We start from the raw sequence: 12,860 nt of genomic DNA, 5'->3' as shown, positions 1-12,860 counted from the left end.
GTAAATGTAGCTATAATCAATAATATTCTAACTGAAACTGTCAATACTATGATTGAGTATGACCTACAGGTTTATGTGAATGCATTTTTTATATTGATGATTTCATCAATAACCGCATTTATATTAGTCGCCAGAAAAATTGATAGTGATGAGATACCCATTATTTCTTTAAGGTATTTTAATCTTTACTTCATCCTGGGTGTTGTAGGCTGGATTGGGCTCTGGTTAAAAGAAGTTACGAATATAAGCGATGATCTGGCCATATCAGTTGTTTTTTATATTCTAGTTAGTTATTTTCTGCTGCTCGCCATAGCGGAGTGGGCAGGAAAGGTGTCATATAGAAAAGTAATTAGTATTTTGCATGTTGCTATTATCCTTTCAAGTTTCCTGGTTGATAATGATGCGCATAGAATTATTTTTCTGGCAGCATATACGGTTGTAATCTATCCGGTAATATTTTATATGTCTTTCAAGCGAGCTCGCGAAAGACAAAACATAGGCAATGCAATCATCAGCGCAGCTGCATTACTCGTAATAGTAATTGTTCCACTTCAGGTTTATGGCATCTTAATTATCAAAGACCCCGGCCTGGCCTACGGTATCTCACTTATCGGTAGCTCTACTGGATTTGTACTGGTTGGAATAGGGTTTCTAACATCAGTTATGGTTGCTGAGCACAAAAAATTAACACAGCTTGCATTATATGACCCATTAACGGGGTTATATAATCGACGCGGCATGGATATTACACTGACTGTATCACTCGCATCTACCAACCGTTCAGGTGAGTGTTTTAGTGCCATCAATATCGATATCGATTATTTTAAAAAAGTGAATGATACATACGGGCATGATGGCGGTGACTTTGTGCTTCAGAAAATTGCCGGAGTTTTATTAGATAATTCAAGAACGGGTGATGTCTGTAGCCGGCTTGGCGGTGAAGAGTTTGTTATTGTTTTACCGAAAACCACCAGTGAAATAGCCATAAAGATAGCCGAACGCATAAGAGAAAATATAGAATTGTTAGAGATGGCTTATGATAATCGCATCATAAAAATCACATCCAGTTTTGGAGTGGCGACACACTGTGGTGATGTGGATATAGATTATTTGTTAAAAGATGCAGATAAAGCTTTATATGCTGCCAAATCAGAAGGTAGAAACAGAGTTTGTGTAACCGTCAATGATGAGGGATAAAATAAAAAATGAATTGAATTAAGGGGGGTAGTTAATCTTTTTCTTATATTCAGTAGTTAATTCGAACGAGTGATTACATTTGTGTTTTATTGCTTATAATGAACCCAGCTAATATCATAAAATCATAATACGTACTCTGTTTTATATAGGTATGTAATAAAGGCGTTAGCAGTAATTGCCTGATAAAAAATAATAAAATTATAAAAGCATAATAATAAAAAAATAAATTTTAATATTTTTGGGTGGTTGTATGTGTTCGTTAAATAATTGTAAATCACAAAATGTGATTTCAAAATCATGTCGTTTTCAAAAAATAGAATCAGTTTATCCTCAGCTTTCAGAAATAAAAGATAAGAAATGGATTGAAATCATTGGGGATTCACGTTTAATAGAGACAGATCCTAAAGTGACCTTTTCTGGTGATGATTCATCCTTTAATAATTTCATGTTAATTCTTGAGGGAACAATTAGAATTTACCAAACCGCCGATGATGGTAGAGAGATAACTCTTTATCGTGTGCAGGCGGGCGAAGTTTGTTTGCTTAATCTTAATCTGTTATTAGAAAATAAAACCTTCAATGCTGTGGCCACAACAGAATCACATGTAGAGACATTGGCTATTAGTCCGCAATCATTCAGATTTCTAATGGACACAATTAAACCATTTCGTGAATATATTATTTCCTGCTTAATAGAGCGTTTGTATAAAACGACCTGCATGATACAGGATACGGTTTTTAATAACCTGGATCTGCGACTTGCATGTATGTTGGGCATTCTTTTTGAAAGAGCTAATGACTCAGTATTAAAAATAACCCATCAAAAACTTGCATTTGAAATTGGTACCACCAGAGAAGTGGTTAGCCGTATTCTAAAAGATTTTGAAAAACAAAACTGCATAAAACTATCAAGAGGTTCGATTGAACTTGTTTCAGCAGAAGCACTTGAATGGATTGCAAATTCTAACTAATTCAAATATTAGTTAGAATAGTTCTTTGGCCCAGGTTAAATTCTGACTTTCTAATTACTCAATAATGGTAAGTCAGGAGCAGGGAAGAATAAACCCTAATATTAGTAATAATTGTTTTTTGATCGGGTTCGTTTTTATCAAAATTCATACTCAATACCCAGATAACCTTCACGGCCATGATTGGGTACATTGACAGTAAATGATGAACCACCCGATGGGGAAAAGTATTCTTTATCAAACAGATTCTTTACCTGTAGATAAAATTTCATATTCTTTTGTAGTGAGTACGATAGTTTTATATTAGAAACAACATATGAAGATAGCTTTACTCTGGTTCCGCTGAAATCATTTTCTACTTCAGAATGATAATAACTATCAAAATTGAGATTAAATAAACGACGGTTGTGATTTAAGATAATTGATGCCAGTTGTTTAGATGACCTGAAGGAAACATCCGGAGATGTGAATATATTAGTATATGAAAACTTCGTCTGTAAATTTTTAAAGAATAAAGCATTATACTCGGTCTCAATTCCTTCATATCTGGCATCGTCTTTATTGTCTCTAATGATTGAACCATCAGGTTGAGAGCTTGAAACGATAATATCTTCAATATTGTTTCTAAATAAAGAAAATTGAATCGTCTGGTTTGAAAACTGTTTAATTAAAACGGCCTCAAATGTTTCAATCGTTTCAGGTTCAAGGTTAGGGTTACCGACTAATATGCCGTTGTTTTGCAAATCTAATTCATTACGTGAAGGCGCTCTGAATGCGGTTGAGTATAAAAACTTTACACTTGTGTTATCAGAAAATTCGTAAACTAAACCGGTGCGAGGGTTGCTAGAAGATCCAACGTCTGAATATTCATCATACCGAATACCCAATGTTAAAAATAAATTATCTATGATCTGACCCTGATATTGCGTGTAAATGCCATAGGTTTGTCTTGCGCTTTCATCGGCTAGTGGGAAGGTGTAGTAATCAGGATTATAAAAAGGTGAGCTAAAGTTAATGATGTCGTAGTTATAACTAATAGTAGCAGTTTTTATATCAGCATCTCTGTATTCCAGACCAAACTGTAATGAATGATCATTGTCAAAATTGTATGTATTAAACCATTCGAAAGCAGTGGTTTGTTCTTCTATATCACCTTCAGCAAATAGAGGGTCAATCGTAAACGGCGGAGTAACAGGGCTTACTTCACCAAATAGATTATCTCTGGATTGTAAATAACTTACCGCAATTTGAGAATGATAATTCTCTGAGCTAGAAAAATCATATGTTAAACGTAAGTAGCTATGATCTGTTTCTCTCCAGTTATCGTTAGAGAGTCGGTTTAAAGAGTAATAGTCTTCTAGTTCATGATGCGTGTGAGATAAATATATTGAAAAATCTTTATAGTGAGCCTGTAAATAAAGATCGACAGTTTCAAAAGGATCACTTGTTTCGGTCGTATTATTTGGAAGCGTATTGAATGGATCTGTATACGTTTCGCCTTTATCATCGACACCTTTAAGAAAGCCTGAATATTTAAACTCAGATTCATTCGATGTAATCTGAATGGTTGCTTTCTTATTAATTTCGCCAGCTCTAAGTGTGGCTTTATTAACATCATCAACCGAAATTAGGTTTATGACTGCTGAAAAAGCGTTCGCACCATAAATTGATGATCCGGGGCCTCTAACGAACTCAACACGTTTAATGTGTTCAAGTGGAATGTGTGCTGTAGTTACATCGATACCGGTATTAAATTCAGAGCTTAATCTTTGTCCATCAAGTAAAACAAGAACACCTCTTGAAAAACCTCGAGTCGTTGTAGCATTAAAAAGAACATTGTCAGCTGTTCTAGTGGACTGAAAACCCGGAACGTAGTTCTGTAATTGCTCAAGTGTATCGACACCCAGTCTGTTAACTTGCTCCTGGGTAAAGGTAGTAACTGAAGAGGGGACACGAACATGGCTCTGTACAGTACGAGTCGAACCGGTAATATTTACCTGCATCAACTCCTGAAGTGACATGGTAAAGTATTTATCAAGTTCATCTGCCTGCGCTGGTACTGAAGCTAAGATAGCAAGTATGAATAAATATTTAGACATATATAAACAGCAATAACCAAAAACTAAGTCGGATTATTCATATTCTAGTATTTTTTACAGGTTTTGCTCTGTATATAGTGAGGGGTATTCGGTTAAAACCTGTATAAGCTATTGATAGCTTTCGATATGTCTCTGGATAAATAGCTTAAACTTAAATGTTGTTCAAAAGAAACGGGGAGCGTAATTCACGGGTTAGACTCCGATTTTACTAATTATCGGCAACTTATTTCAGATACTAAGTTGAAATACCTAAAATATAGCAAGTATTCATGCCAGAGGTATCTTTAATTTACAGCCATTGATTAAAAATTAATGCAATGCTCTTTTTGGAAATTAATCGGTGCCAGAGCACACACACTAATATCAGAAATAATTGTGCTCTGGCCCCATTTATTAAGAAACTGGTTAAAAAATGTAATGGCTGCATGAATACACCATCAAGTCTGCAATGCCCTGATTGCCCGGTTAAATAAATCGGGGGCAGTATATTGATTTCATGAATCCGACCATGTTTATTCATGATAGGTATACTGTCCCCGTAATTTGTCCCCGTAATTCTTCTCTGAAATTTGTGCTTATTTACTCATTGGTTACTGTTACGTTGGCCTCAAAGTCATTCATCTCTACTTTCTCAGTTTTTCCCTTAGTGCCAGGTAGAATTTCGAAACCAAGTTCGAATGCGATTAGCATCGATGCAAGCTGATCTAAAATCTTTTTATCACCTTTAACCTTAGCTGTGCCGTCCTTAATCTGATCGGTAAGTTTTTTGACGCCCATCATGGTCTGTTCGAGGTCAGAACGATTGATGGTGATTGTCAGATCGGCATCGTCAGCAGTGTAACCTTCGATATTGGTTAGTGTTTCATTGCTGAGTTCAACCAGATATTTCTCGCCATTGTCCGGTGTTATCAGGTTAATCGTGAATGCTTTGCCCACGGCTTTACTGCTGTCCATGCGAATGCCGATGAAGTCGAGAAACAGGCCAGTCGACATAGCACGAATCACGTCGGGTCCGCCGGTTTTCGGTGATGCGCCACCCGGAATGCCGGAGCGCAATTCAAAGGCACCGGCGAGAAAAGCATTACGTAGTCCGGGGTTTTCCTGCTGGTAACCAAGTTGTTCATAAACATCTGCGAGCAAATCTTTGCCGGCCTGATTTTTGGGTTCAGCAAACACCAGCTTGTTCAGAATTTCAACGGCTTCATGGTACTTACCCTTGTTATATAGCTTTTTACCTTTGGTTATAATTTTCTTCGAGCCACCCATCATTTCAACAAACAGTGGCGCAGAGTCACGTGGTGACAGGGGAATTAAAGTTGCCGGGTTAGCATCCCAGTGACCAAGGTAGTAGTTAACAATGCCCCGACTATTGTTCTCCCTGGAGCCATGATAGAAACCGGTGGTCCAGCCTTTATCCAGACTTTTTGGTGATTTATAAACGTTGTGAATTTCATTAATGGTGGTGCCCTGGTTAACGTGATGCAGCACCTCGTTGTTCATGTGAGCATATATATCACGCTGGTCTCTAAGCACTGTCTGAATCCGTTTGTTACCCCAACGAGGCCAGTGGTGCGACGCAAACATAACTTCGGCATCCTGACCATATTTGTGCAGTGCTTCATCAATGTATTTTGACCAGCGCAGTGAGTCGCGTACCTGAGCACCACGCAGGGTATAAATATTGTGCACCGAGCCGACAACATTCTCAGCCATCCACAGGCCCTTTATGCTCGGTATCCAGGTATTCATTTCAGAAGGCGCCTCGGTGCCCGGCGTGTTCTGGAATTCCATCTTGATGCCATCAACCTCAAACACCTCAAAGTCTTTTTCTACAATACGCGTTGGTGGAATAAGGCCAAGATTACCGGCAGCGACATTCTGCGCAAGCCCCTGACCCGCGTGACCATAAGGGCTGGCGGGCAACAACACACCGTATTGGTAGAACAGGCGACGGCTCATGGCGTTGCCGGCATAAACATTTTCAGAAACGGCATATTGCATGAAATCACGCGGTGCAATGATCTCAATCTTGCCAGCCCTGACATCTTTCTCATCAACGATGCCGCGCACGCCACCCCAGTGGTCTGCGTGGGAGTGCGAATAAATAACCGCAGCAATGGGTTGTTTACCTACGTGTTCATCAAGCAGTTTTTTGGCTGCGCGGGCAGTTTCTGCTGCAGTTAACGGGTCAAAAACAATCCAGCCGGTTTTACCCTGCAAAAATGTGATGTTGGCTAAATCGAAACCACGCACCTGATAAACACCATCAACAACTTTGTACAAACCGTAGTTCATATTTAGCTGAGACATGCGCAACATAGAGGGGTGAATACTGTTGTACTTATCGCCGTCTGCCAGAAATTCATAACGTTCCATATCCCAGGCCACATGACCGGTATCAGCCATAATTTTTTTAGACTTTGGGGCGGCAATAAATCCCTTTTCTTCTTCTTCAAAATCCTGCTTATCAGAAAACGGTAATTTTTTGCGTGCCTCTGCAAAAATCTGTCTGGTGTACTTTGATGGCATTTTGCCTTTCGGATGAAAATGTTTACTCGGGTCAGACTTAACGATCGGGCCCCCTCCGCCTGCAGCAAATGCAGAGTTGCTGGTAAAACCTATTGTAAAGATGGCTACGGCTACACTTAAGGTATTTTTAAGCTTCATAATCATTAATCCTTTATTGTATTATTTAGTATTACTTATTGTAGCTAACGCTTTGAAAAAAGCGCGTTGATTATCCCCGGTTTAAATATTGTGCTGGGCATTCTAAATGGCAGTTTTTTATCTCTGAAGAAAGCCGGATCAGGAAATCCGAATCGGATTTCAGTTTCCACTAATATAAGTAAATACTGTGATCTGACACCATGCTTGCTCCGTATTAACCACTATCAGTTGATGTTTATCAATACCGGTGTGCATGTGTTAATTATTATTAAAATAACTGATAGAGTAATTACATGGTTAACAATAAAACCAGCTGGTTGAAGAAATTCAGTTATAGCTCTTTCAGGCAGTCACCTCATTAATGAACGTGCCTAAATTTATTGCCCGTAATAACGCGCATAAAATTCTCTCTATCGTTGAATTAAATAATAATGAGTGTCTTACATTAAAACGGTTGGTTGTTCTTTAGTCGATTTAATTTAAGTTAAAAGGTGTATTGGAGGCAAACATGCTTAATAAAAAAACATTAGCAATATTATTATATTTTTTACCGGTTTCAAATATGAGTATGGCTGTTGAAATTAGCCCGAGTGCTATGCTCGCTAACTCATGTGCCGCCTGTCATGGAACCGATGGTAAAAGCCCCGGTGCAATACCCGCCATTAACGGTAAATCGGCAAAATTTATTTCAGAGTCATTAAAAGAATTTCAAAGCGGTGCCAGACCATCCACAGTGATGGGCAGGCATTCTAATGGTTATAGCGAACAGGAAATTCAGCTTATCGCTGAGTTTTTTTCCAGTAAGTAACGGGAGATCATCATGAACACATATGATCGTAGACGATTTATAAAGTTATTGGCTAATACCGGTTTTATGTTGGCGAGCATGAGTCCGTTATCTGCTTTTTCCAAAAGCCAGAAAGCATCAGCAAGGGTGCTTGTTGTGGGTGGTGGTTTTGGTGGGGCAACCTGTGCAAAATATCTGAATGTTTTTGATCCTTCCCTGTCAATAACACTTATAGAACCATCAACGCGTTTTAAAACCTGCCCGTTTAGTAATGCCGTGTTGAGTGGCATAAGAGATATAGATAGCATTAGCCATGGTTATCAGGCACATGAAAAAAGAGGGGTTAATGTTGTGCACGACAGGGTGACGCACATAGATGCCGTGGGAAAATATGTAACGCTGGGTGATGGTAAAAAATTATTCTATGACAAACTGGTGCTTTCACCGGGTATCGATTTTAAATGGGATGATGTTGAAGGCATGACAGCTGCTGACGCAAAAATTATTCCGCACGCCTGGCAAGGTGGTTCACAAACAACGCTATTACGTAACCAGCTAGTTTCAATGAGAGATGGCGCCAGTGTTATTATCGCACCACCGGGTAATCCATTTCGTTGCCCACCGGGGCCATATGAGCGGGTTAGTTTAATTGCACATTACCTGAAGCAGCATAAACCTAAATCAAAAATTCTAGTTCTGGATGCAAAATCAAAATTTTCAAAACAGGCTTTATTTATGCAGGGCTGGAAAAAACTGTACCCCGGCATGATCGAATGGGTTGGTGCAGATGATGGCGGGCGTATTGATTATATTGAAGCAAAAAACAAAACCATTCACACAGAAATGGGTGACAAACACAAAGCAGAAGTAATTAATTTTATACCGCCACAAAAAGCGGGTTTAATTACACACACGGCAGAGCTAACCAATGGTGATGGCTGGTGCCCGGTTAACCAGAGAACATTTGAATCAAAACAATACCCGGATATTCACATTATTGGTGATGCATCCATTGCCGGAAAAATGCCAAAATCGGGCTTCGCCGCAAACAGTCAGGGCAAAGTCTGTGCCGCCGCTATTGTCTCTGCAATATATGGCAACAAAATGCCCGAGCCATCTTATGTTAACACCTGTTATAGCCTGGTATCACCAGACTACGGCATTTCAGTCGCGGCAGTTTATCGTTACAGTCATGATAAAGGTATATACAAAGTTAAAGGCTCAGGTGGCGTTAGCCCTATAGAAGCAGATGCCGCTTTCCGCAAACAGGAAGCGCGTTATGCAAAAGGCTGGTATGACAGTATCACGTCAGATAGTTTTGGTTAAATTAATAAAAAAATACAAACAGTTAATGAATAGGGCGAGAGCACAAGTGTGTGCTCTGGCACCAATTAATTAAAATAAAGAGGTTGGAGCAATTCATTTTTTTAATATTTTTATATTAAATGAATCATATAATTTCATTGTCCCTGCATTCGTTTTTTCATCCATTGTTTTTACTTCAAGCACATATCGCTCCAAACCTCGCGCATTAAGATGAACAGTCTGCCATCCTTCTCCTACTGCAGTATCAGTACAGGCATGCCAGTCAGCAGGTTTTTTGTATTCATTAAAGATATGGCCTTTTTCATCTTCTGAACTGTAGCGAAAATTTCTACAAACATGCCTGCCAGAACGATGAATAAAGAGAATAAAGGGGTCGGTGACAATTGATAATTATTAACATTATCATTTGTCACCGACCCCTTTAATTCCTTTAATTACTTTAATTATTAGTTATTTTACTGCTTGCTTCGCATCGCGCTCTAAATCGTCAATCCATGTTGCAGATTTGTTAACTCCTACAATTGGTTTTTTTTGCATTATTATTCATTAAATTTATATTTACTTTTGATTTGAGGGTTGAGCGTTTTCTTTATTCACCTCAATGCAGTTATTGAAAGAAAATGCGTTACCGGGGTTAACTCATTGCAAAACAGACCTTAAGAAGACAGTAGCCAGATCACAAATCGGACATTTGCCGAATCAAAAAAACGGTGGGTCACATCAAAGCCGCTGGAAGTGTTTCTGCTGGATCTGCTGACCAGTCATAATCTTCGTTAAATTGTTCGATTAAAAAGTCGATGAACACTTTTACTTTGGGCGGAATAAAGCGCTGATAAGGGTGGACTGCATACAGTGCAGAGGCGGGAGGGTACGCTGGGTAAGCGGGTAGCAGTTTTACCAGTTCGCCACGTGCGATGGGCGGACCTAAGATCCACTCGGGCGACAAAATCAAGCCGCTACCGAGGCGAGCTGCAGTTACTAGCATGTTGCCGCTGTTGGCCGTAAACTCGCCGTGAACCTTAACATCGACAATTTCATCACCGTCTTTGAACTGCCAAATATTATCACCCGGGTTACGTCTTAGTGCGAGACAGTTGTGGTTTTCAATATCATCAGGGTGGGCGAGGTGAGGCGCAGATGCCAGATACTGTGGGCTAGCGCAAAGCCAACGGGGTACCGTGGCGAACTTGCGCGCGTGTAGGGTGGAATCTTTAAGCTGTCCGGTGCGAATCGCAATATCATAACCTTCAGCGACCAGGTCAACATTTCTATCAGTGGAGGTGAGCCCAAAGCTCACCTCTGGCCATCGCGTTTGAAACAAGGCAGTTGCCACAACAATATGTTGTTCAAGACTCGCGGGCAGGGTGATGCGCACGACGCCCGCGGGTTTGTCTTCGAGTTCAGCTGCCATAATACGAGCTTCTTCCAAATCCAGCATGATGCTGCGCGTTCGTTCGTGAAATAGTCGACCTACTTCAGTCAGGTTTAGTTTACGGGTGGTACGGTGAAACAACGTTGCCCCCACCCAACCTTCAAGATCAACAATGCGACGCGAAACACTGGATGGCACCAAATTCGATTGTCGACCGGCTTCCGAGAAAGAGCCTGTTTCGACCACTTTATTAAATAGCATGATTGCACCCAGCTGATCCATATCTTGTCTCCTGCTTTGCTAAGGATAAAGTCTATTTATTCACATAACGCAATAATGATTTGCGTATTTGTGATCTTATCACAATGATATTTTAAGCGTATCGTAAAAAACAATGGATGCACGGACAGATACGGAAACCACTAACTGAAAGCTTAAGCGCTTAAAACGAAGGACTAAAACATGACACAAATAACAAACAATCAGACTCTCACTGCAATCGTAACCGGTGCATCTACCGGTATCGGTTACGCCATTACTAAGCGTCTGCTAGAAGACGGTATGAATGTGGTAATGAATGCACGTACACAAGTTGATCTTTTATCTGCTTATGATGAACTCAAATCGTTAGGTAATTTGGCATATGTCACTGGGGATGTATCTAAAAAAGCAACGGGTGAAGAGCTTGTCGCTAAGGCCGTGGAAGCGTTCGGTGGCGTAGATATTCTTGTCAATAATGCTGGCGTATTTAACCCAAAGTCGTTTCTTGATACAGAAGAAGGTGAGCTCGATCGCTTTTTCGCTATTAATTTCAAAGGCAGTTATTTTGCAGCGCAAGCCGCAGTTCCAGAAATGAAAAAACGCGGTGGTGGATCGATTGTAAATATCGGAACAACGCTTATTGAACACGCAATTGCAGGTTTCCCAGCTTCTGGGGCGGTGGCTAGCAAAGCAGCACTTCACAGTTTAACGCATCAGCTATCGGCTGAACTTGGGCCAGATAATATTCGTGTTGCGACCATTGCGACAGGGATTATTGAGACACCCTTGCATGCCAAACAAGGCATAGAAGACGCTAATGTCCTTGCCGGTCTGCATCTACTTAATCGAATCGGTAAGCCTGAAAATATGGCGGATGCTGTGGCAATGCTTGTCAAAAATGACTTCATCACAGGCACCACATTACGTGTCGACGGTGGACATGCAGCAGGTCACAACTACGGTTAATCAACTGAAATCAAAAATATTAGCTTTATAGCACTTAATAAATAAGGAAAAGAACAATGACAAATACAAACAAACAAGAAACTAGCTACAGCCAGGACCACCAAACCATTCATGTTCTTTTACAAGATTACTTTGATGGGCTTTATGAGGGAGATGTAGAAAAACTCCGCCCACTCTTTCATGGCGATGCCTGGCTCAAAGGAAACAATTATCGAAAAAGCCGTGATGAATGGTTACAGGCAGTTGCTGCTCGTCCGGTACCAAAAGATGAAGGCATGAAATACGCATTTAATACGATGTCGTTGGAAATTATTGGTGACCAGGCCATGGCTAAGGTTGATGTGCCACTTCTGGCTGCACATTTCATTGATTTTCTTGGGCTTTTGAAAGAAGACGGTGAGTGGAAAATCGTAAATAAAATGTACACGATTATCTAATTCAAATTTAATCATAGGACTAGATATTAACTGTTTCCAGTAAGTTGGTGTCTATTCTTCCTTGCTCCAGCATAGAAAATAGAAAAGGAATAGAGGAATGTCTAAAGTAAAAATTAAAATTGAAGCCATACATGATGTCGTATGTTCCTGGTGCCCCATCGGGTACAACAATTTTAAAACCGCGTTAAAACGATTGGAAGATGAAGTTGAAGCACACATAACGTATCTTCCGTTTGAGCTAAATCCTGATATGCCTGAAGAAGGCGAAACGATAGTCAATTATTTTAAGCGCAAACAAAAGTGGTCATCAGCGACCTTGAAAGATTATCAGGAGTCTCTGGTGAAGACGGCACAGAACGCTGGTATTGTCATTGATTTTATTAAACGCACGCATTATTACAATTCTCGAAAGGCGCACAAATTAATACATTTGGCTGAGCAATTTAATAAGCAAAACGCTATTAATGAAAGTTTGATCGAAGTCTATTTTAAGCAAGGTCTGGATATTAGTAACACGGATGTTTTACTGGATATCGCGGAGCAACTAGGGATGGATAGAGTTTCGACTCAGAAAGCATTGTCATCGAGTGAATTGACGCTGGTGTTAGAGAAAAAAATTGAGCGACAAAAAGCATTAAAATTACACAGTATTCCCGCATTTATCATAAATGAGGATACTTTGGTTTCTGGTGCTAATTCTGTGGAATTTTTCGAGAAGGTGCTATCAGAATATATCGATGTAGATTCACTAAACAAAAAAATCACTGTTTAATAGTCAAAC

At 39.8% G+C, this 12,860-nt stretch carries 13 protein-coding genes; 8 read left to right on the top strand and 5 right to left on the bottom strand.

Going from position 1 to position 12,860, the window contains the following annotated elements; genetic code table 11:
* Nucleotides 1–48 precede the first annotated feature (48 nt).
* Both DIZ80_04665 and DIZ80_04660 read left to right on the top strand, forming a co-directional pair.
* On the top strand, nt 49–1,197 hold the full coding sequence (locus DIZ80_04665; GenBank protein RDH84764.1) for a hypothetical protein: 1,149 nt from the start codon (nt 49–51) through the stop codon (nt 1,195–1,197).
* A gap of 250 nt (nt 1,198–1,447) precedes the next feature.
* Nucleotides 1,448–2,167 (top strand): Crp/Fnr family transcriptional regulator, encoded by a 720-nt coding sequence (locus tag DIZ80_04660; protein ID RDH84763.1) that lies wholly within the window; start codon nt 1,448–1,450, stop codon nt 2,165–2,167.
* Between the two features lie 137 nt (nt 2,168–2,304).
* On the opposite strand, the gene DIZ80_04655 is transcribed toward DIZ80_04660, so the two are convergent.
* The 3 genes from DIZ80_04655 to DIZ80_04645 all read right to left on the bottom strand — a co-directional run bounded on the left by DIZ80_04655 (nt 2,305) and on the right by DIZ80_04645 (nt 6,930).
* Complete coding sequence (locus tag DIZ80_04655; protein ID RDH84762.1) at nt 2,305–4,263, bottom strand: hypothetical protein; 1,959 nt, start codon at nt 4,261–4,263, stop codon at nt 2,305–2,307.
* A 289-nt stretch (nt 4,264–4,552) separates the two neighbouring features.
* On the bottom strand, nt 4,553–4,783 hold the full coding sequence (locus DIZ80_04650) for a hypothetical protein (GenBank protein ID RDH84761.1): 231 nt from the start codon (nt 4,781–4,783) through the stop codon (nt 4,553–4,555).
* Between the two features lie 59 nt (nt 4,784–4,842).
* On the bottom strand, nt 4,843–6,930 hold the full coding sequence (locus DIZ80_04645) for a hypothetical protein (protein ID RDH84760.1): 2,088 nt from the start codon (nt 6,928–6,930) through the stop codon (nt 4,843–4,845).
* A 90-nt stretch (nt 6,931–7,020) separates the two neighbouring features.
* Here DIZ80_04645 and DIZ80_04640 point away from each other — a divergent pair, with 90 nt between their 5' ends.
* The 3 genes from DIZ80_04640 to DIZ80_04630 all read left to right on the top strand — a co-directional run bounded on the left by DIZ80_04640 (nt 7,021) and on the right by DIZ80_04630 (nt 9,043).
* Nucleotides 7,021–7,251 (top strand): hypothetical protein, encoded by a 231-nt coding sequence (locus tag DIZ80_04640; protein ID RDH84759.1) that lies wholly within the window; start codon nt 7,021–7,023, stop codon nt 7,249–7,251.
* A 187-nt stretch (nt 7,252–7,438) separates the two neighbouring features.
* Nucleotides 7,439–7,738: a cytochrome C gene (locus tag DIZ80_04635; protein RDH84758.1), complete on the top strand. Its 300-nt coding sequence runs from the start codon at nt 7,439–7,441 to the stop codon at nt 7,736–7,738.
* A gap of 12 nt (nt 7,739–7,750) precedes the next feature.
* Nucleotides 7,751–9,043, top strand: a complete 1,293-nt coding sequence (locus DIZ80_04630) for a hypothetical protein (GenBank protein ID RDH84757.1) — start codon at nt 7,751–7,753, stop codon at nt 9,041–9,043.
* Between the two features lie 233 nt (nt 9,044–9,276).
* Here DIZ80_04630 and DIZ80_04625 read toward each other — a convergent pair whose 3' ends face one another.
* Nucleotides 9,277–9,456 (bottom strand): hypothetical protein, encoded by a 180-nt coding sequence (locus DIZ80_04625; GenBank protein ID RDH84756.1) that lies wholly within the window; start codon nt 9,454–9,456, stop codon nt 9,277–9,279.
* Between the two features lie 302 nt (nt 9,457–9,758).
* Nucleotides 9,759–10,697: a LysR family transcriptional regulator gene (locus DIZ80_04620; GenBank protein ID RDH84755.1), complete on the bottom strand. Its 939-nt coding sequence runs from the start codon at nt 10,695–10,697 to the stop codon at nt 9,759–9,761.
* A 180-nt stretch (nt 10,698–10,877) separates the two neighbouring features.
* Between DIZ80_04620 and DIZ80_04615 the strand changes: the two genes are divergently transcribed.
* The 3 genes from DIZ80_04615 to DIZ80_04605 all read left to right on the top strand — a co-directional run bounded on the left by DIZ80_04615 (nt 10,878) and on the right by DIZ80_04605 (nt 12,851).
* Nucleotides 10,878–11,642 carry a glucose dehydrogenase gene (locus DIZ80_04615; protein ID RDH84754.1) on the top strand — a complete coding sequence of 255 codons (765 nt, stop codon included), beginning with the start codon at nt 10,878–10,880 and terminating at the stop codon, nt 11,640–11,642.
* Nucleotides 11,643–11,698: 56 nt separating this feature from the next.
* Nucleotides 11,699–12,079 (top strand): nuclear transport factor 2 family protein, encoded by a 381-nt coding sequence (locus DIZ80_04610; GenBank protein RDH84753.1) that lies wholly within the window; start codon nt 11,699–11,701, stop codon nt 12,077–12,079.
* A gap of 97 nt (nt 12,080–12,176) precedes the next feature.
* Entirely contained in the window at nt 12,177–12,851 is a 675-nt protein-coding gene (locus DIZ80_04605) for a hypothetical protein (protein ID RDH84752.1), read from the top strand.
* Nucleotides 12,852–12,860 lie beyond the last annotated feature (9 nt).

It is taken from the genome of endosymbiont of Galathealinum brachiosum (genome assembly GCA_003349885.1).
Classification (GTDB): domain Bacteria; phylum Pseudomonadota; class Gammaproteobacteria; order SZUA-229; family SZUA-229; genus SZUA-229.
Note: the sequence above shows the minus strand (reverse complement) of the source record. Positions and strands in the feature narration are given on the sequence as shown.

Coding starts and splice junctions, on each gene's coding strand:
- DIZ80_04635 (RDH84758.1), top strand. CDS start 7,439: ATGCTTAATAAAAAAACATTAGCAATATTATTATATTTTTTACCGGTT.
- DIZ80_04610 (RDH84753.1), top strand. CDS start 11,699: ATGACAAATACAAACAAACAAGAAACTAGCTACAGCCAGGACCACCAA.
- DIZ80_04655 (RDH84762.1), bottom strand. CDS start 4,263: ATGTCTAAATATTTATTCATACTTGCTATCTTAGCTTCAGTACCAGCG.
- DIZ80_04630 (RDH84757.1), top strand. CDS start 7,751: ATGAACACATATGATCGTAGACGATTTATAAAGTTATTGGCTAATACC.
- DIZ80_04665 (RDH84764.1), top strand. CDS start 49: ATGATTGAGTATGACCTACAGGTTTATGTGAATGCATTTTTTATATTG.
- DIZ80_04620 (RDH84755.1), bottom strand. CDS start 10,697: ATGGATCAGCTGGGTGCAATCATGCTATTTAATAAAGTGGTCGAAACA.
- DIZ80_04660 (RDH84763.1), top strand. CDS start 1,448: ATGTGTTCGTTAAATAATTGTAAATCACAAAATGTGATTTCAAAATCA.
- DIZ80_04650 (RDH84761.1), bottom strand. CDS start 4,783: ATGAATAAACATGGTCGGATTCATGAAATCAATATACTGCCCCCGATT.
- DIZ80_04645 (RDH84760.1), bottom strand. CDS start 6,930: ATGAAGCTTAAAAATACCTTAAGTGTAGCCGTAGCCATCTTTACAATA.
- DIZ80_04605 (RDH84752.1), top strand. CDS start 12,177: ATGTCTAAAGTAAAAATTAAAATTGAAGCCATACATGATGTCGTATGT.
- DIZ80_04615 (RDH84754.1), top strand. CDS start 10,878: ATGACACAAATAACAAACAATCAGACTCTCACTGCAATCGTAACCGGT.